17 protein-coding genes are annotated in these 16,393 nt (G+C 68.5%); 10 read left to right on the top strand and 7 right to left on the bottom strand.

Annotation, left to right across the window (positions count from 1 at the left end; translation table 11 throughout):
* The first annotated feature begins 24 nt into the window (after positions 1 to 24).
* The 8 genes from BLS81_RS14560 (at position 25) to ribH (ending at position 6,249) form a co-directional block, all read left to right on the top strand.
* Positions 25 to 567 (top strand): YcxB family protein, encoded by a 543-nt coding sequence (locus tag BLS81_RS14560; protein WP_093224927.1) that lies wholly within the window; start codon positions 25 to 27, stop codon positions 565 to 567.
* Between the two features lie 10 nt (positions 568 to 577).
* Positions 578 to 1,900 (top strand): glutamate--tRNA ligase, encoded by a 1,323-nt coding sequence (gltX, locus tag BLS81_RS14555; RefSeq protein WP_093224926.1) that lies wholly within the window; start codon positions 578 to 580, stop codon positions 1,898 to 1,900.
* A gap of 96 nt (positions 1,901 to 1,996) precedes the next feature.
* A complete protein-coding gene (locus BLS81_RS14550; RefSeq protein WP_093224924.1) occupies positions 1,997 to 2,665 on the top strand; it encodes a TonB family protein in 669 nt (222 codons plus the stop codon).
* Positions 2,666 to 2,720: 55 nt separating this feature from the next.
* Positions 2,721 to 3,101, top strand: coding sequence for a hypothetical protein (locus BLS81_RS14545; protein WP_256326253.1), 381 nt, complete (start codon positions 2,721 to 2,723; stop codon positions 3,099 to 3,101).
* Positions 3,101 to 4,072: a bifunctional diaminohydroxyphosphoribosylaminopyrimidine deaminase/5-amino-6-(5-phosphoribosylamino)uracil reductase RibD gene (gene ribD / locus BLS81_RS14540; RefSeq protein ID WP_256326266.1), complete on the top strand. Its 972-nt coding sequence runs from the start codon at positions 3,101 to 3,103 to the stop codon at positions 4,070 to 4,072. Before BLS81_RS14545 ends, ribD begins: the two co-directional genes overlap by 1 nt.
* Complete coding sequence (locus BLS81_RS14535) at positions 4,072 to 4,680, top strand: riboflavin synthase (protein WP_093224922.1); 609 nt, start codon at positions 4,072 to 4,074, stop codon at positions 4,678 to 4,680. Before ribD ends, BLS81_RS14535 begins: the two co-directional genes overlap by 1 nt.
* On the top strand, positions 4,628 to 5,830 hold the full coding sequence (gene ribB, locus BLS81_RS14530; RefSeq protein ID WP_093224921.1) for a 3,4-dihydroxy-2-butanone-4-phosphate synthase: 1,203 nt from the start codon (positions 4,628 to 4,630) through the stop codon (positions 5,828 to 5,830). Before BLS81_RS14535 ends, ribB begins: the two co-directional genes overlap by 53 nt.
* On the top strand, positions 5,830 to 6,249 hold the full coding sequence (ribH, locus tag BLS81_RS14525; RefSeq protein ID WP_093224919.1) for a 6,7-dimethyl-8-ribityllumazine synthase: 420 nt from the start codon (positions 5,830 to 5,832) through the stop codon (positions 6,247 to 6,249). The genes ribB and ribH overlap by 1 nt, the downstream gene beginning before the upstream one ends.
* A 45-nt stretch (positions 6,250 to 6,294) precedes the next feature.
* Here ribH and BLS81_RS14520 read toward each other — a convergent pair whose 3' ends face one another.
* On the bottom strand, positions 6,295 to 7,389 hold the full coding sequence (locus BLS81_RS14520; RefSeq protein ID WP_093224918.1) for an alkene reductase: 1,095 nt from the start codon (positions 7,387 to 7,389) through the stop codon (positions 6,295 to 6,297).
* 58 nt (positions 7,390 to 7,447) lie between these two features.
* On the opposite strand from BLS81_RS14520, the gene BLS81_RS14515 reads away from it, so the two are divergent.
* Positions 7,448 to 8,389 (top strand): DMT family transporter, encoded by a 942-nt coding sequence (locus BLS81_RS14515; protein ID WP_093224916.1) that lies wholly within the window; start codon positions 7,448 to 7,450, stop codon positions 8,387 to 8,389.
* Complete coding sequence (locus BLS81_RS14510) at positions 8,389 to 9,048, top strand: COQ9 family protein (protein ID WP_256326251.1); 660 nt, start codon at positions 8,389 to 8,391, stop codon at positions 9,046 to 9,048. The genes BLS81_RS14515 and BLS81_RS14510 overlap by 1 nt, the downstream gene beginning before the upstream one ends.
* Before the next feature lie 72 nt (positions 9,049 to 9,120).
* Here the strand turns inward: BLS81_RS14510 and BLS81_RS14505 are convergent, their stop codons facing one another.
* From BLS81_RS14505 to lgt, 6 genes are all read right to left on the bottom strand, one after another.
* Complete coding sequence (locus BLS81_RS14505) at positions 9,121 to 11,430, bottom strand: GH92 family glycosyl hydrolase (RefSeq protein WP_093224915.1); 2,310 nt, start codon at positions 11,428 to 11,430, stop codon at positions 9,121 to 9,123.
* A 137-nt stretch (positions 11,431 to 11,567) separates the two neighbouring features.
* Entirely contained in the window at positions 11,568 to 12,890 is a 1,323-nt protein-coding gene (locus BLS81_RS14500) for a cystathionine gamma-synthase family protein (RefSeq protein WP_093225096.1), read from the bottom strand.
* A gap of 162 nt (positions 12,891 to 13,052) precedes the next feature.
* The gene (pgeF, locus tag BLS81_RS14495) at positions 13,053 to 13,814 is read right to left on the bottom strand and encodes a peptidoglycan editing factor PgeF (RefSeq protein WP_093224913.1); all 762 of its coding nucleotides are present in this window, start codon (positions 13,812 to 13,814) and stop codon (positions 13,053 to 13,055) included.
* The gene (locus BLS81_RS14490) at positions 13,811 to 14,320 is read right to left on the bottom strand and encodes a GNAT family N-acetyltransferase (RefSeq protein ID WP_093224912.1); all 510 of its coding nucleotides are present in this window, start codon (positions 14,318 to 14,320) and stop codon (positions 13,811 to 13,813) included. Before BLS81_RS14490 ends, pgeF begins: the two co-directional genes overlap by 4 nt.
* Positions 14,317 to 15,285, bottom strand: coding sequence for a class I SAM-dependent methyltransferase (locus BLS81_RS14485; RefSeq protein ID WP_093225094.1), 969 nt, complete (start codon positions 15,283 to 15,285; stop codon positions 14,317 to 14,319). Before BLS81_RS14485 ends, BLS81_RS14490 begins: the two co-directional genes overlap by 4 nt.
* 187 nt (positions 15,286 to 15,472) lie before the next feature.
* Positions 15,473 to 16,363, bottom strand: coding sequence for a prolipoprotein diacylglyceryl transferase (gene lgt, locus BLS81_RS14480; protein WP_093224910.1), 891 nt, complete (start codon positions 16,361 to 16,363; stop codon positions 15,473 to 15,475).
* Positions 16,364 to 16,393: the final 30 nt, after the last annotated feature.

Here is a 16,393-nt window from a genome sequence, read left to right as displayed (position 1 = left end):
GGGGGAAGGGCTTGCGGGGCGATTATGACGGGCAGCGTAACATTCACGCCGACGATTGCCGATCACGTGGCGGCGCAACGGCTATGGCTGGTCAGCTCTCTGCGGCGGCCGCTGATAATCTGCTTCTTGATTATAATGGGTCTGTTGGCGGCTGTAGCTATCGCGGTCATCGCTGCCGAGACGCTGATGAATCATGTGACGCTTGGTAGAGCACTAGCCGAAAATATTTGGCCGATGGTCTTCCCGTTGGCGTTCATCGGTCTTCAGGTTCTGGGATGGTGGCGCGTTCCCGGATCAGTGCGCCGGATGAGCAAGCAGCAGCCCACTTTGCTCAGCGAAACGAACTGGCACTGGAGCGACGACTCGATTGTAGCCTCTTCAGCCGCAGGTAGCAGCATCGTCCGTTTGCCCGAGTTGCATCGCTGGCTCATCGGCAAAGCCTCGATCGTTCTGCTGCCTCAGGATCGCATGCTGTTGATTCTGCCGCGACGCGTACTCACCGACGATCAGGCGCGCGACATCGAAGATACGCTTGGACGGTTTGCGAGGAAGACGCGCCGCGCCTAGAGCGACGCGCATGACCGTCCGTACCCGCTTCGCCCCTTCGCCGACCGGCTTGCTCCATGTCGGCAACATCCGCACCGCGCTCCACAACTGGCTGTGGGCGAAGAAACACGGCGGCACATTCTGGCTGCGCATCGACGATACCGATGCCGAACGCAGCGAGGAGCGGTTCGTCGAGTCGATCCGCGCCGATCTCGGCTGGCTCGGGCTGACGATCGATGGCGAGGAGCGCCAGTCGTCGCGGTTCGCGCGCTATGAGGCGCGGTTCGAACAGCTTCGCGCCGCCGGGCGCGTCTATCCGGCGTATGAAACGCAGGCCGAACTCGACCTCAAGCGCAAGATCGCGGCCGGGCGCGGGCTGCCGCCGCTCTACGATCGCGCCGCGCTCGCGCTCACCGATGCCGATCGCGCCGCGCTGGAGGCGGACGGCGTGCGCCCGCACTGGCGCTTCAAGCTCGATCATGACGCGCCGATCGTCTGGGACGATCTGATCCGCGGGCCGCAACGCTTCGATGCCAAGACGATGAGCGATCCCGTCATCCGCCGCGCCGACGGATCGTGGCTCTATATGCTGCCCTCCGCGATCGACGATGCCGAGATGGGCATCACCCATGTCGTGCGTGGTGAGGACCATGTCTCGAACACCGCGCTGCAATTGCAGATGTTCGAGGCGATGGGCGCGACCCCGCCCGCCTTTGCGCATGAAGCGCTGCTGACCGGCAGCGAGGGGAAACTGTCGAAGCGACTCGGCTCGCTTGGCGTCGCGCATTTCCGCGACAGCGGGATCGAGCCCGAGGCGGTGCGCGCGCTGCTCGCGCGGATCGGCACCAGCGATCCGGTCGAGCCGCTGGTCGATACCGCCGCGCTCGTCGCCGGGTTCGATTTCAGCCGCTTCGGCCGCGCGCCGGCGCGCTTCGACGAGGCCGAACTCGCGGGCGTCAACACCCGAATCGTCCATCAGCTCGACTTTGAACGAGTCGCCGGTCGCCTGCCCGCCGGCATGAGACGGGCCGAATGGGAGGCGGTACGCCCCAACCTCACTCGGATCGACGAAGCCGCCGAATGGTGGCGTGTGATCGAGGGGCCGATCACCGCGGAACGCGACCCCGCCGATGCCGCCTTCCTCGCCGAGGCCGCGGCGATCGCCGCGACGCTCGACTGGGGCGCGGACCCTTGGGGCACGCTCACCGCCGCGCTCAAGGCGGCGAGCGGACGCAGCGGCAAGGCGTTGTTCCTGCCGCTGCGCCGCGCGCTGACCGGGCTCGATCATGGCCCCGACATGAAGGCGTTGCTGCCGCTGATCGGCCGCGATCGCGCGATCGCGCGGCTTTCTTGAGGATATAACATCTCTCTTGTCTTCTGTGTAATGATGTAACATCATGCCAGTGCCGTCGAACCGGGCGGCGCGACTCCAGGAGAAGGAGACAGAGGCATGTATGCGGATCGTCACGCACGGCACACTCAGATCAATCCAGGCAGCGCCGCCCTCGCGCTCGCCATAAACGGCGCGATCCTCGGCGGACTGGTGCTGTTCGCCAACCCGACGTTCAAGAAGCATGTCGAGACGATCCTGACGATCAATCCGATCCCGCTCGACCCCGTCAAGCCGCCCCCCCCGCCCCAACCGCAGCCGAAACCCGAAACGATCGAGCAAGCCTCGCCGCAGCCGGTCGATACCAGCACGCCCGTCACCGTTACGAAGATCGCCGATCCCGCCCCGATTTCGCAGCCGACCTTCACGCCGGCTCTCGATGGCGGCGGCACGGCCGGCGCCGGCACGGTCGAAATCGCCAAGCCGGTGCCCCCCGTCCTCGTCGATCCAACGATCGACCCGCGCTACGCCAGCCTGTTCCAGCCGCTGTTTCCGCCCGACGAGCAGCGTGCGGGTCGCGGCGGGCGCGTGGTGGTGCGCGTGCTGGTCGGGGTCGATGGCCGCGTGAAGGATATCGAACAGGTCAGCGCGACCAGCGATTCGTTCTTCGCGGTCACGCGCAGGCGCGCGCTGGAGAAATGGCGCTTCAAGCCCGGCACGCGCGACGGCATCCCGGTCGAGGCGTGGCGCACGGTCGCGGTCAGCTTCGTGCTCGCCGACGCGGAATGAGCCTATGCGGGGCGGGGGCTGGCGCCGTCCCCGCCCCGCCCCTATCTTCAGCCCCATGAAGTTCCGCATGCCCTGGATGTCCGAGGACCTCGCCGCCGCCGCTTCGGTGCGCGGAGCGATCGGCGATTTGCGCGCCTATCTGCGCCGGCGGCCGCGCCATCAGATCGTGTTCCTCACCGCCGCGATCGGGCTGACCTTCCTGATGATCTACGGTTTCGCGATCGAGATGAAGGGCAAGCCGCGCGAATATCACCGCGACATCATCTATTTCAAACAGTGGAACGCCGATCGCACCGACGCCGAGATCGTCGCGCAACAGAAGATCGACGGCCCCGAACAGACCAAGCGCGAAGAGGCCGAAAAACGCCTCGAAGCCGAGAAGCGCGCGATCTTCAAGCGGCTCGGCGATCAGATGAACGCAGTCGGCCTGTACTGATCGTGGCCGACGACGCGCGCTGGATGGCGGCGGCACAGTCGCTGGCCGAACGCGGACGCGGCCGATCGACTCCCAATCCCAATGTCGGCTGCGTCATCGTTCGCGACGGCCGTGTCATCGGGCGCGGCTGGACCCAACCCGGTGGCCGCCCGCATGCCGAGGCGATGGCGCTCGACCAGGCGGGCGAATCGGCCCGCGCCGCGACCTGCTACGTCACGCTGGAACCCTGCGCGCACGTCTCGCCGCGCGGCCCCGCCTGCGCCGATCTGCTCGTCGCGGCGGGCGTCGCGCGCGTGGTGATCGCGCTGCGCGACCCCGATCCGCGCACCGACGGCGATGGCATCGCCCGGCTGGAGGCGGCCGGAATCACCGTCACCACCGGCATCGGCGCGGCCGAGGCGCGGCGGGGCATGGCCGGTTTCCTCACCCGCCTGCGTCTCGGCCGGCCGCACGTCACGCTCAAGCTCGCGCTCTCGCTCGACGGTGCGGCGGCGATGGGTGACGGACGCAGCCAGTGGATCACCGGCGCGGAAGCGCGCGCGCACGCGCATCTCGAACGCGCGCGGCACGATGCGATCCTGGTCGGGCGCGGGACGCTGGCGGCAGACCGGCCGCGCCTCGACGTGCGCCTGCCCGGCCTCGGCGATCGCGCGCCGGCCCGCGTCCTGCTCTCCGCAACGCCCGAGCCCGGATGGACGACGCTCGCCGCGCCGGCCGAGATCGCGACGCTCGCGGGGATCGGCAGCCTGTTGGTCGAAGGCGGCGCCGCGACGGCGGCGGCGTTCCTCGCAGCCGACCTGGTCGATCGGCTGCTGCTGTACCGCGCGCCGATCCTGATCGGCGGCGGGCGCACCCTGCCCGCGATCGGCCTCGACGATCTCGCGCACGCGCACGGCCGTTGGGAGAGGCTTGACGCACGGCAACTTGGCAGCGACCGGCTCGAGGTCTACGAGCGCACGGAGAGAGTCTGATGTTCACCGGAATCATCACCGATGTCGGCACGATCGCGGCCGTCGAGCCGCGCGGCGACACGCGTGTCCGCATCACCACGTCCTATGACACCGCCGATATCGATCTGGGCGCGTCGATCTCCTGCTCGGGCGTGTGCCTTACCGTGGTCGACAAGGCGCCGGGCTGGTTCGCGGCCGACGTGTCGGGCGAGACGCTGTCGCGCACCGCGCGGGGCCAGTGGGCGGAGGGCCGCCGGCTCAACCTCGAACGCGCGCTGAAGCTGGGTGACGAACTCGGCGGGCATATCGTCACCGGCCATGTCGACGGCACCGGCACGATCGTCGATCTCCACGACGAAGGCGGCTCGAAGCGGCTCACCATCCTCGCCGGGCCGGAGATCGCGCCGTACATGGCCGAAAAGGGCTCAATCACGCTCGACGGCGTCTCGCTGACCGTCAACAGCGTCGAGGACGTCGCCGATGGCGTCCGCATCGGCGTCAACATCATCCCGCACACCGCCGAGGTCACCGCGATCGGCGCGGCCCGTCCGGGCGACACGGTGAACATCGAGATCGATGTGCTCGCCCGCTACCTCCAACGCATGGAAGACTATCGTGCAAAACGCTGAACCCCGGTCCGGTGATCTCCACCGGCTTCGCCACGGCTTCCTCTCCAGCCCGGAGGAGATCATTGATGAGGCGCGCAACGGCCGCATGTACATCCTCGTCGATGACGAGGACCGCGAGAACGAGGGCGATCTCATCATCCCAGCACAAATGGCGACGCCCGACGCGATCAACTTCATGGCGACCCACGGGCGCGGGCTGATCTGCCTCGCGCTTTCCAAGGAGCGAGTCGATCAGCTCGGGCTCGATCTGATGAGCCGCAACAACGGCACCCGCCACGAGACCGCCTTCACCATCTCGATCGAGGCGAAGGAGGGCGTCACCACCGGCATCTCCGCCGCCGATCGCGCGCGCACCGTCGCGGTCGCGATCGACGCCAGCCGCGGCCGCGAGGACATCGTCAGCCCCGGCCACGTCTTCCCGCTCGTTGCGAAACGCGGCGGCGTGCTGATCCGCGCGGGCCATACCGAAGCCGCCGTAGACGTTTCGCGGCTCGCCGGCCTCAACCCGTCGGGCGTGATCTGCGAGGTGATGAACGACGACGGCACGATGGCGCGGCTCGACGATCTCGTCGCCTTCGCCCAGCGCCACAACCTCAAGATCGGCACGATCCGCGATCTCATCGCCTACCGCCGCCGTCACGACCATCTGCTCGAACGCCGCAGCGAAATGCGGTTCAGCAGCCGCTGGGGCGGAGACTGGACCGCGATCACCTTCTACAACAAGGCGGTCGGCACGGAAACGATGGCGCTCGTCAAGGGCAGCATCGATCCGAGCAAGCCGACGCTGGTGCGGATGCATACGCTGTCGCTGTTCGCCGACACGTTCGGCGAACGCTCCCCCCGCGAGGGGCTGCTCTCCGGCGCGATGAAGATGATCGCCGAGGAAGGCAGCGGCGTGGTCGTCATCATCAACCGGCCGATGCCCAACTTCGCGTCGCGCCAGATGGAGGTCCACAAGACCGGCACGTTCGACGGCGATTCGGAGGAATTGCGCGATTACGGGATCGGTGCGCAGGTGCTCGCCGAACTGGGCGTGCATGACATGGTGCTGCTCACCAACACCCGCCACACGCTTGTCGCGCTCGAAGGCTATGGTCTGTCGATCATCGGTGAACGCGAAATCGAACGCATCGTCGAGGGAGACGCCTGATGGCGCGGATTCTGATCGTGGAAGCGCGCTTCTACACGCATCTCAACGACCTGCTGCTCGAAGGCGCGCGCGCCGCGATCGAGCAGGCGGGCCATAGCCACGAGACGATCACCGTCCCCGGCGCGCTCGAAGTGCCCGGCGCGATCGGCCTCGCCGCGGAAAGCGGCCGCTATGACGCCTATGTCGCGATCGGCGTGGTGATCCGCGGCGAGACCTATCATTTCGAGATCGTCGCGGGCGAGAGCGCGCGCGGGCTGATGGCGCTGTCGATGGACGGTCTCGCGATCGGCAACGGCATCCTCACCACCGAAAACGAGGCGCAGGCGCTCGCCCGCGCCAAGCCGACCGAAAAGGACAAGGGCGGCGAGGCCGCCAAGGCCGCGCTCGCCATGCTCGCCTTGCGCGAGCGCTTCGCCTGAGCGCCACGATCGTCACCCCAGCTTACGCTGGGGTGACGGTGATGGTTACGCCGCGACGGCTTCGGTCTCGAGCGCGGGATAGTCGGTATAGCCCTTCTCGCCCCGGGTGTACCAGGTCGCGGGGTCCGACGGGTTGAGCGGCGCGCCCGTCCGCAAACGCTCGGGCAGATCGGGGTTGGCGAGGAAGGTACGGCCGAATGCCACCGCGTCGGCCACACCCGAATCGATCACCGCCTGCGCCGCCTCGGCCGTGTCGTAGTCCGAATTGACCACCAGCGGCCCCGCGAACACCTTGCGGATCGCCGGCGACAGCTTCGGGACATCGGTGCTGCCGAAGGTGCCGTGAGGGCCGGGCTCGCGCAGTTCGAGGAAGCCGATGCCGAGATCGGACAGCAGCTTGGCGGCATGGGTGAACAAGGGCTCGGGATCGCTGTCGTTCACACCCTGCGAATCGCCGTTGGGCGACAGCCGAACCGAGGTACGCCCCGCGCCCGCCACCGAGATCACGCGCTCGGTCACTTCGCGCAGCAGCCGCGTGCGGTTTCCGATCGAGCCGCCGTAAATGTCCTCGCGGAAATTGGCGTTGTCGCGCAGGAACTGGTCGATCAGATAGCCATTGGCGGCATGGATCTGCACGCCGTCGAACCCCGCGGCGAGCGCGTTGCGCGTGGCCGTCTCGTAATCGTCGAGGAGGCCGGGGATCTCGTCGAGCCGCAGCGGCCGCGCGGTCTCGGACGGCTGGCGGCCCTCATAGGTGTGCATATGGCCTTCGGTCCTGGTCGCGGAGGCGGACACGGGCTGCTCGCCGGTCACCGACGAATGCACCTGCCGCCCCATGTGCCAGAGCTGCGCGACGATACGGCCGCCCGCCGCGTGGACGGCGTCGGTCACCGGCCGCCACGCCGCGACCTGCTCGTCATTCCACAGACCGGGCGCATAGGGCCAGCCAAGCCCCTGTGGCGAGATGCCGGTCGCTTCGCTGATGATGAGCCCCGCGCTCGCGCGCTGGCGGTAATATTCGATCATGATGTCGGTGGGGACATGCTCGCGCGTGGCGCGGCCGCGCGTCAGCGGCGCCATCAGCACGCGATTGGGAGCCTGGATATCGCCGAGGGCGATCGGGTCGAAGAGCGAAGTCATGGAACGGCACAATCCTTTTGTTGCCTGACGCGGCGGAGATAGGGCGCTAAGGGGCGGCATGCATCGCCGCGCCTCCCCAAGAATTTCTGCTGCACCGCAAACCGGCGGTGTGTTGGCGTTCGCGGCGCTGATCGGCGGCAACGTCGCGCTCGCGTTCGGGCCGTGGCTCGTCCGCCTCGCCGATACCGGGCCGGTCGCGGCGGCCTTCTGGCGCCTGACGCTGGCGGCGCCGGTGCTGATCGCGCTCTCGCTGCGCTCGGGCTGGCGCCCGGCGGCATGGTCGTGGCGGCTTTGGCTGATGACGGCGCTGGGAGCGGCGTGTTTCGCCGGCGATCTCGGCAGTTGGCACCTCGGCATCCTGCGCACCACGCTCGCCAACGCTTCGCTGTTCGGCAATTCGACGACGATCCTCTTCCCGATCTACGGCTTCATCGCCGCGCGCACGCCGCCGACGCGGGCGCAGGCGGGCGCGTTGCTGCTCGCCTTCATCGGCGCGCTGTTGCTGATGGGGCAATCCTATCAGCTCGATTCGAGCCATCTCGGCGGCGATCTGCTCTGCATCCTCGCCGGGCTGCTCTACACGGTCTATCTCGCGCTGATGGCGCATGTGCGCGCCACCACCCCGCCGATGCCCGCGCTCGCGCTCTCGACGGTGATGAGCATCGCGCCGGCGCTGCTGTTCGCGCTGGCGCTCGGCGAGCGCGTTTTCCCGCAGCATTGGGGGCCGCTGGTCGGCCTCGCCTTCGTCAGCCAGATACTCGGACAGGGGCTGATGCTGCTCTCGCTCGGCCGCTTCCCGCCGCTCGTGATCGGGCTCGCGCTGCTGACCCAGCCGATCGTCGCGGCGACGGTCGGCTGGGTCTGGTATGGCGAGGCGCTCGGCCCGGCGGACATCGTCGGCGCGCTGCTCGTCGCGGTCGCGCTGGTGATGGTGCGCGCGCGGCGAGCGCCGGTTGCAACCGAAGGCGCCAAACACCAGAATACGGGCGGAGACCTATGATGCCGATTATCCCCGAAGACGCCACGCTCGACGAGATTGCGGTTCAGCTCGCGCCGCTGATCGCCGCCAACGCCGCCTTCGACGGATGGGGCGCCGCCGCGCGCGATGCCGCCGCCGACGCCGCCGGCGTCGACCGCGACGTCGCATCGCTCGCGCTGCCCGGCCAGATCGAGATGATCGCGGCGTGGTTCGGCAGCATAAACGCCGACATGGTCGAACGCCTGCCGCCCGAGGCGGTCGCCACGATGAAGATTCGCGCGCGCATCACCGCGCTGGTCGAGGCGCGGCTGGCGATCGTCGCGCCCAACCGCGAGGCGTTGCGCCGCGCCTTCGCGATCCTGGCGATGCCGCAGAACATCACCGCCGGCGCGCGGCTCGGCTGGTCGGCGGCGGACGCGATCTGGCGCGCGGCGGGCGACACCGCGACCGACTACAACCATTATACCAAACGCACGATCCTCGCCGCGATCTACGCCGCGACGATGAGCGTGTTCCTCGACGACGAGAGCGAAGGCTGGGCCGACACGCGCGCGTTCCTCGCGCGGCGGATCGAGGGCATCATGCGCTTCGAGAAGACCAAGGCCGGCCTGCTCGCCCGCGCCGCCTACCGCCCGAGCCTGTCACGCTTCATCGGCCGGCTGCGCTACCCGGCGGTGTGAGCGCCGCCGAAAACGGGAAATCCCCTCCTCATCGGGGCTGAGCGCGCCCGAAAGTTCGCCGCGCCGGGGCGGTCAGCGTGCTGATATCGAGAACGGCCGCGCCGCAGCACCGCTGCCCCAAGATGTGTTCGGCGCGGCCGCCATCGTGAAGCGCAACTCCCCGCCGGCCCGAAGTTCCGCGTCGGTCACGAAGCTGCGCGAGAGCGGCGCGCCGTTCAGCGTCACCGCGCCGATATAGGGGTGCGCATCCGACAGGCCATCGGCGACCACCGTGAAGCGCCTGCCGTTCGGCAAGGTCAGCACCGCGCGCGACACGAACGGCCGCCCGAGGACATATTGGTTCGATCCCGGCGCGACGGGGTAGAAGCCGAGCGCGGTGAACACCAGCCACGCCGACATCTGCCCGAGATCGTCATTGCCCGCGAGCCCGTCGGGCGTCGGCTTGTACTGGCTGTCGACGATCTGCTTGAGCCGCGCCTGCGTCCGCCACGGCGCGCCGGCATAAGCGTAGAGATAGGCGACGTGGTGGCTCGGCTCGTTGCCGTGGATATATTGGCCGATCAGCCCGGCGATATCTTCCGCATGGCTGTAATCGACCTTGCTGGTGTCGAAATCGAACATCGCGTCGAGCTTGGCGATCGTCTTCGCATCGCCGCCGAGCAGCGCGATCAGCCCGGCCTCGTCCTGCGGCACGAACCAGCTATATTGCCACGCATTGCCCTCGGTATAGTCCGAGCCATAGTTGATCGCGGTCGGATCGAACGGCGTGCGGAACGCGCCGGTCGAAAGCCGAGCGCGCAGCCAGCCGCTGTTCGCGTCGAAGCTGTTCCGCCAGTTGCCGGCGCGTTTCTCGAATCGGTCGGCGATGTCGGTCTTGCCCATCGCCCGCGCCATCCGCGCGATGCTCCAGTCGTCGAACGCATATTCGACCGTCTTCGAGGCCGCCTCGGGCTCCTTGTCGATCGGCACATAGCCGCGATCGATATAGTCGCCGAGGCCCCCATACGCGCGGTGATCGGCGCTCGCGACCATCGCGGCGAGCGCGGCGTCGGCATCAAACCCGCGCAGCCCCTTCAGATAGGCGTCGGCGATCACCGGCACGGCATGATAGCCGATCATGCACCACGTCTCGCGCCCGGCGAACTGCCACACCGGCAGGATGCCGTCAGGACTAAACTGCTGGCTCGCCACCAGCGATTGCACGACATCGGCGGTGGTCTGTTCCGGCTGCACCAACGTCAGCAGCGGATGTTCGGCGCGGAACGTATCCCACAGCGAGAAGGTCGAGCGGAAGGTGAAGCCCTTGGCCTGATGGACCTGATCGTCCGGCCCGCGATACCGTCCGTCGGCATCGCTCCACACGGTCGGCGCGAGCAGCGCATGATAGAGCGCTGTATAGACGCTGGTGCGGATCGGCGCGGGCGCATCGATCGCCACCGCGCCGAGCGCTTTCTCCCAAGCAGCGGTGGTACGCGCGCGCACCGCATCGAAATCGCCCGACTCGCTGGCGAGATTGGCGACGGCGGCATTCTCATCCACGCCCGACAGCGCGACCTTCACCTCGAGCGGCGCGTTCAGCACGCCGAAATCGAGCCGCGCCTCCAGCGCGCGCCCGAGCTTCTCGGCGAGCGCATCGCTGCCGCGCCCCGGCCCCTGGAAGCCCTTGTAGAGCAGCTTCTCCTCGCGATCGACAAAGGCGTGGTCGGTAAGCGGCGCGGAGAAGCGCATCGCGAAGTACAGCTTACGCCCCGGCGCCCAGCCGCGCGTTTCGCGGAAACCCGTCAGCACGCCGTCGGGGCGGAGATGCAGCCCGGACCACAGCACCTTGCCGGGATAGTTGTAGAGCGACGAGCGCAGATCGATCAGCAGATGCGCCGCCTGGCCGGCCGGAAACGTGTAGCGATGCACGCCGATCCGCGTGCCAGCGGTCAGCTCGGCGCGCACCTTGCTGTCAGCGAGCGTCACCGCATAATAGCCGGGGTGCGCGGCTTCGGTCTTGTGGTCGAAGCGTGAGCGATAGCCGGTGCCCGGCTGCTTGGGATCGCCCGGATCGAGCGCGACGCGCGCACCGACCGCCGGCATCACCAGCACGTCGCCGAGGTCGCTATGCCCCGCGCCCGAGAAATGCGTGTGGCTGAACCCCTGGATGGTCGGGTCTTCGTAGCGATAGCCCGCCGCGTGGCTGTAGCATGCGCGGATCTCGCAGCGCGTATCGGTGTCGGGCGAGAGCTGCACCATCCCGAACGGCGCCGTCGCACCGGGGAAAGTATGCCCTTCGCCGCCGGTGCCGATCATCGGATCGACCGTGTCGATCGGCGCCGGCGTCTGCGCGGCGAGCGGGGTGGTGGCGAGGAGAGCGGCGAGCAGGAGGGGGTGGCGCATTGGGACAGTAGAGCAGCCCGGACCATCCTACGCCATCCCCGTTCGTGCTGAGCTTGTCGAAGCACGTGCCCCAAGCGCTCCCGCCCGGAACACGTGCTTCGACTTCGCTCAGCACGAACGGAATTGAGGCGGGACGATCAAATCGCCGCCAGCGCCTGCTCGAAATCGGCGATCAGGTCGCCGGCGTCCTCAACCCCGATCGAGATGCGCACCAGATTGTCGGTGATCCCCAGCGCCGCCTTGCGCGCGTCGGGCACCGACAGGTGCGTCATGCCGGCGGGGTGGCTCGCCAGCGTCTCGGTGCCGCCCAGGCTGACCGCGAGCTTGGCGATCTGGAGCGCGTCGAGGAAGGCGAAGCTTTCCGCCTCGCCGCCTTTGAGGAACAACGAGAAGGTGCTGCCCGCGCCGGTGCAATGCCGGCGATAGATGTCGGCCTGCCGCGCGTCGCCGTGCGCCTCGAGGAAGCCGAGATAGCCGACCCGCTCGACCTTGGGATGCCCGTCGAGGAACGCGCACACCTTGGCCGCATTCTCGCCCGCGCGGCTCATCCGCAGTTCGAGCGTCTCCAGGCTGCGCAGCAGCATCCACGCGGTATGCGGGTCGCAGATCGTGCCGATCGTGTTGCGCATCGAACGGATCGTGTTGATGTGCGCCTTCGATCCCAGCACGCCGCCCGCGACGAGATCGCTGTGCCCGCCGGCATATTTGGTGAGGCTGTACACCACCAGATCGGCGCCGTGCCGCAGCGGCTGCTGCCAGAGCGGGCCGAGGAAGGTGTTGTCGATGGCGATCGGCGGCTTCTCCTCGCCGTCGGCGAAGATCGCGTCGCGGCTCGCCGCCACCGCCTCGATATCGACCAGCGCGTTGGTCGGGTTGGCGGGGCTTTCGAGATAGATCAGCGCGACCCGGCCCTGCCCCTTGGCCTGTTCGAGCCCCGCGTCGATCTCGGCACGCGTCGCGCCCGCCGGGAAATCGAGCCACTTCACCCCGAACTTGCCGAGGATGCGCGCGATCAGCGTCTCGGTCGCGGCATAGAGCGGCCCTGAATGGACGATCGTGTCGCCGGGCTGCACCATCGCGAGAAACAGCGTCGCGATCGCCGACATGCCGCTGGAGAAGGCGAGCGCGTCCTCGGCCTCCTCCCACACGCCGAGCCGGTCCTCCAGGATCTCCTGGTTCGGCCCGTTGAAGCGCGAATAGACGAGACCGTCCGCACCGCCCGGTCGCTTGCCGGTGACGCCCTCGAAATGGCGCTTGCCGGCGGCGGCATTGGGGAAGACGAAGGTCGAGGTCAGGAAGATCGGGGGTTTGAGCGATCCTTCCGACAGCATCGGGTCATAGCCATGCCCCATCATCCGCGTCGCGGGGCTGAGCTTGCGCGCGCCGATCGATTCGAGCGCGGGCTTGGCGCGGCGCTGGGGCACGCCGCCGGTGAGGTCGGCTTCGGTTTCGTCGGTCATCTTGGTCTCCTGCGCACCCGGCTGAAGCGGGCCTGTCACAGATGTAACGATCTCGCGGACAAAAGGCAGCACCCGTTCGTCGCCCCGGCGAAGGCCGGGGCCGCTCCGTCGTGTTCGACCCGATCACGCCAAACGCCCCGGCGGCCTCCGCCGGGGCGACGTTCAGCTCAGCCCGATGATCGAAATCTGCCGCCCATAGCCCGGCTCGCCGCGATGCGTCGCGCGGCGGAAGCTGAAGAAGCGGTCCTCATCGGCATAGGTGTCGAGCCCGAGCGTCTCGATCCGCCCCACGCCCACGTCGGCGAGCCGATGCGCGACATACGCCTGGAGGTCGAACTGGTGGTGCCCCGCGCGCCCGCTCGTGAAGAAGCGCGCGTTGGCCGGATCGGCGGCGTCGAACGTCCGCAGGAACGCATCATCGACCTCATAGCTGGCGCGCGCGATGCACGGGCCGATCGCCGCGACGATCCGCTCGCGGCGCGCGCCCAGCGCCTCCATCGCGAGCACGGCGGAGGTGGTGACGCCGCCGAGCGCCCCCTTCCACCCCGCATGCGCCGCGCCGACCACGCCGGCGGCCATGTCAGCGAACAGCACCGGCGCGCAATCGGCGGTGAGGATGCCGAGCGCGAGGCCGGGCCGATCGGTGACGAGCGCGTCGGCGCGCGGGCGCCCGAATTGCTCGAACGCCGCGAGCACCGTCACCGCGTCCGACGAATGGACCTGGAACAGCGTGACCAGGCTCGCGCCCGGCAACACCGCCTCGGTGGCGCGGCGGCGGTTCTCGGTGATCGCGTCGGGATCGTCATCCGAACCGACGCCGACGTTCAGCCCCGCATATACGCCGCGCGACACCCCGCCGCGACGGCCGAGGAAGCCGTGCGCGACGCCGTCCAGCGCGGCCGCGCGGTTCACCTCGACGCTCATATCACCAACCGCAGCAGCCGGTCGTCGTCAATCGTTTCGCCGACCCGGAACGCATAGGCGCCGATCTCCTCGAAACCGCGCCGTTCGTAGAACCGCCGCGCGCGATGGTTGTCGACATAGACGCTGAGGATGATCTCGCGCGCGCCGTGCTCGCGCGCGTGGCGGATCGCCCAGTCCATCATCTCCTGCGCGACGCCGCGCCCCTGCCACGGGCCGAGCACGTAAAATTGATAGAGTTCGATCGCGTCGGGCCGCCACTCGCCGGGGAACGTGACCGGTCCCATCTTGGCGAAGCCGATGATCGCCCCCGAGTCGATCGCCAGCCGCACGGTGAAATCGGGGTCCGACAACTGCGCTGCCAGCCCGTTCACGCCAAAGGCATCGTCGAGGAAGGTGGCAAGATCGGACTCGCTGTAGAGCGTGCCGAACGTCTCGATAAACGATTGGCGCGCCATCGCCGACAGCGGCAGCGCATCGGCGGCGCGCGCGTCGCGATAGACGATCACGAAGCAAACCCCGCCGGCAACGGCCAGCCCGGCGCGGTCACGGCAAGCGCCTTGAACAGCGTCCCCATCTCGATCGTCAGCCGGTCGCGGTCGGCGACGATGCCGCGCGCCCGCGCCGGGGCGCCCTTGGCGAGCGCGGCGGCGCGCGCGTCGATGCCGAGCGCGCGCAGAAACGCGCCCTGCGTGACGACCGGCGACGGCCGCGCGCCTTCCTTCATCGCGGCGGCGGCGAGCGTGGCGAAATCGACATGCGCGGTCAGGTCATTCTCTCCCGGCGATTCGAACGGATTGGCGTAGGCGTGGCCGCGCACCGCCTGCAAGGTGTCGCCGATCGCGGGGCCTTCATAGCCATAATCGACCGTCAGCATCGCGCCGCCCTGCTGCGCGATCCGGCGTGCGAGCGCGCGGAAGATCGCGACGCTCGCCGGCGAGGTCTCGATGATCGATCCCGGCGCGGCATCACGCAACGCGGCGGGGATGATCTCGGCGGGCACCGGCTTGCCCGCGACCGGCAGGAACAGCGTGTCCTGGCACGCGACGAACCGCTCCGCCCAGCCGTCCGCCGCGCGCACGAGCTGGCGGATCGGCAGCGCGTCGAAGAATTCGTTGGCGACGACGATCAGCGGCGCGCCGTCGGGCAGCGTCGTCACGTCGTCGTGCCACGTCGCGCCCTCGACGCGCCTGGCCTGTTCGGCGCGCAGCACCGGGCTGGTTTCGACGAAATGGACCGGCGGCGCGAACCCCGCCTTGGCGGCGGCGCGCAGCGCATCGGCGGTGAGCGTGCCGCGTCCGGGGCCGCACTCGACCCACGCCGCATGGGGTCGCCCGGCGCGGTCCCACAGATCGGCCGCGCACAGCCCGAGCAGCTCGCCGAACATCTGGCTGATCTCGGGCGCGGTGGTGAAATCGCCGCCCGCCCCCAGCGGATCACGCGTCGCATAATAATGCGCGTTGGCGGCGGCCATGAACTGCGCGATCGGGATCGGCCCGGCGAGCGTGATCGCGCGCGCCAGCCGATCGGCGAGCGATGCTTCTTCTCCCCGCCCGCTTGCGGGAGGGGTCGGGGGAGGGGCGGTCAAAACGCGGGCCGGGCATGTGTGGACACGCCCTCCCCTAACCCCTCCCGCAAGCGGAAGGGGAATATCGTATGCATCAAGCCACGCTCTCCCCGCCCGCGATCGGCTCGACGCGGGTGCGGCGGCCCTTGGCGGTGGCGACCAGATACGCGCCGGCCAGGATCATCGGCAGCGTCAGCACCTGCCCCATGTGGATCGTGGTCGCGAAGAAGGTGCCGGCGAACTGCGCATCGGGCTCGCGGAAGAATTCGACCGTGAAGCGCGCGAGGCCATAGCCGATCAGGAAGATGCCGACGAGCTTGCCCGGTTCGTAGCGCGCCTTGGTCCGCCAGAAGAAGAACCACAGCACCGCGAACAGGGCGATCCCCTCCAGCCCCGCCTCGTACAGCTGGCTCGGATGGCGCGGAATCTCGCCGCCGCCGCGCGAGAAGATGATCGCCCAGGGCACGTCGCTCGGCTTGCCCCACAATTCGCCGTTCACGAAATTGGCGATCCGGCCGAAGAACAGTCCGAACGGGACGCAGCACGCGAGATAGTCATGCACCCGCAGCCAATCGAGCTTGTGGTTGCGCGCGAACAGGATGATGCCGAGCGAGGTGCCGATCATCCCGCCGTGGAACGACATGCCGCCGTCCCACAGCCGCAGGATGTTGAGCGGGTGGAGGAACATCTCGGGCGCGTAGAACACGGCATAGCCGAGTCGCCCGCCGAGGATGATGCCGAGCGTCGCGTAGAACACCAGATCGTCGGCATGCCGCCGCGCCATCGGCGATCCCGGCTGCGCGATCAGCTTGAGCAGATACCACCAGCCGATCAGGATGCCGGTGATATAGGCGATCGAATACCATTTGATGTCGAAGAAGCCGAGGCTGAGCGCGACCGGGTTGAGGTGCAGTTGCTCGAACCGCAAATGCGTCTGGGTGGGCGTCGCGAGCGCGGCGGCGGCGGCAATCAGGGTCAAGCGCATGTCCTCGAACGTTCGTGCGCTTCCATAGTC

The organism is Sphingomonas sp. NFR15, assembly GCF_900103265.1.
GTDB lineage: Bacteria > Pseudomonadota > Alphaproteobacteria > Sphingomonadales > Sphingomonadaceae > Sphingomonas > Sphingomonas pollutisoli.
This window is presented reverse-complemented; position numbering and strand designations above follow the sequence as displayed.

Coding starts and splice junctions, on each gene's coding strand:
- BLS81_RS14560 (WP_093224927.1), top strand. CDS start 25: ATGACGGGCAGCGTAACATTCACGCCGACGATTGCCGATCACGTGGCG.
- gltX (WP_093224926.1), top strand. CDS start 578: ATGACCGTCCGTACCCGCTTCGCCCCTTCGCCGACCGGCTTGCTCCAT.
- BLS81_RS14550 (WP_093224924.1), top strand. CDS start 1,997: ATGTATGCGGATCGTCACGCACGGCACACTCAGATCAATCCAGGCAGC.
- BLS81_RS14545 (WP_256326253.1), top strand. CDS start 2,721: ATGAAGTTCCGCATGCCCTGGATGTCCGAGGACCTCGCCGCCGCCGCT.
- BLS81_RS14535 (WP_093224922.1), top strand. CDS start 4,072: ATGTTCACCGGAATCATCACCGATGTCGGCACGATCGCGGCCGTCGAG.
- ribB (WP_093224921.1), top strand. CDS start 4,628: ATGTGCTCGCCCGCTACCTCCAACGCATGGAAGACTATCGTGCAAAAC.
- ribH (WP_093224919.1), top strand. CDS start 5,830: ATGGCGCGGATTCTGATCGTGGAAGCGCGCTTCTACACGCATCTCAAC.
- BLS81_RS14520 (WP_093224918.1), bottom strand. CDS start 7,389: ATGACTTCGCTCTTCGACCCGATCGCCCTCGGCGATATCCAGGCTCCC.
- BLS81_RS14515 (WP_093224916.1), top strand. CDS start 7,448: ATGCATCGCCGCGCCTCCCCAAGAATTTCTGCTGCACCGCAAACCGGC.
- BLS81_RS14510 (WP_256326251.1), top strand. CDS start 8,389: ATGCCGATTATCCCCGAAGACGCCACGCTCGACGAGATTGCGGTTCAG.
- BLS81_RS14505 (WP_093224915.1), bottom strand. CDS start 11,430: ATGCGCCACCCCCTCCTGCTCGCCGCTCTCCTCGCCACCACCCCGCTC.
- BLS81_RS14500 (WP_093225096.1), bottom strand. CDS start 12,890: ATGACCGACGAAACCGAAGCCGACCTCACCGGCGGCGTGCCCCAGCGC.
- pgeF (WP_093224913.1), bottom strand. CDS start 13,814: ATGAGCGTCGAGGTGAACCGCGCGGCCGCGCTGGACGGCGTCGCGCAC.
- BLS81_RS14485 (WP_093225094.1), bottom strand. CDS start 15,285: ATGGCCGCCGCCAACGCGCATTATTATGCGACGCGTGATCCGCTGGGG.
- lgt (WP_093224910.1), bottom strand. CDS start 16,363: ATGCGCTTGACCCTGATTGCCGCCGCCGCCGCGCTCGCGACGCCCACC.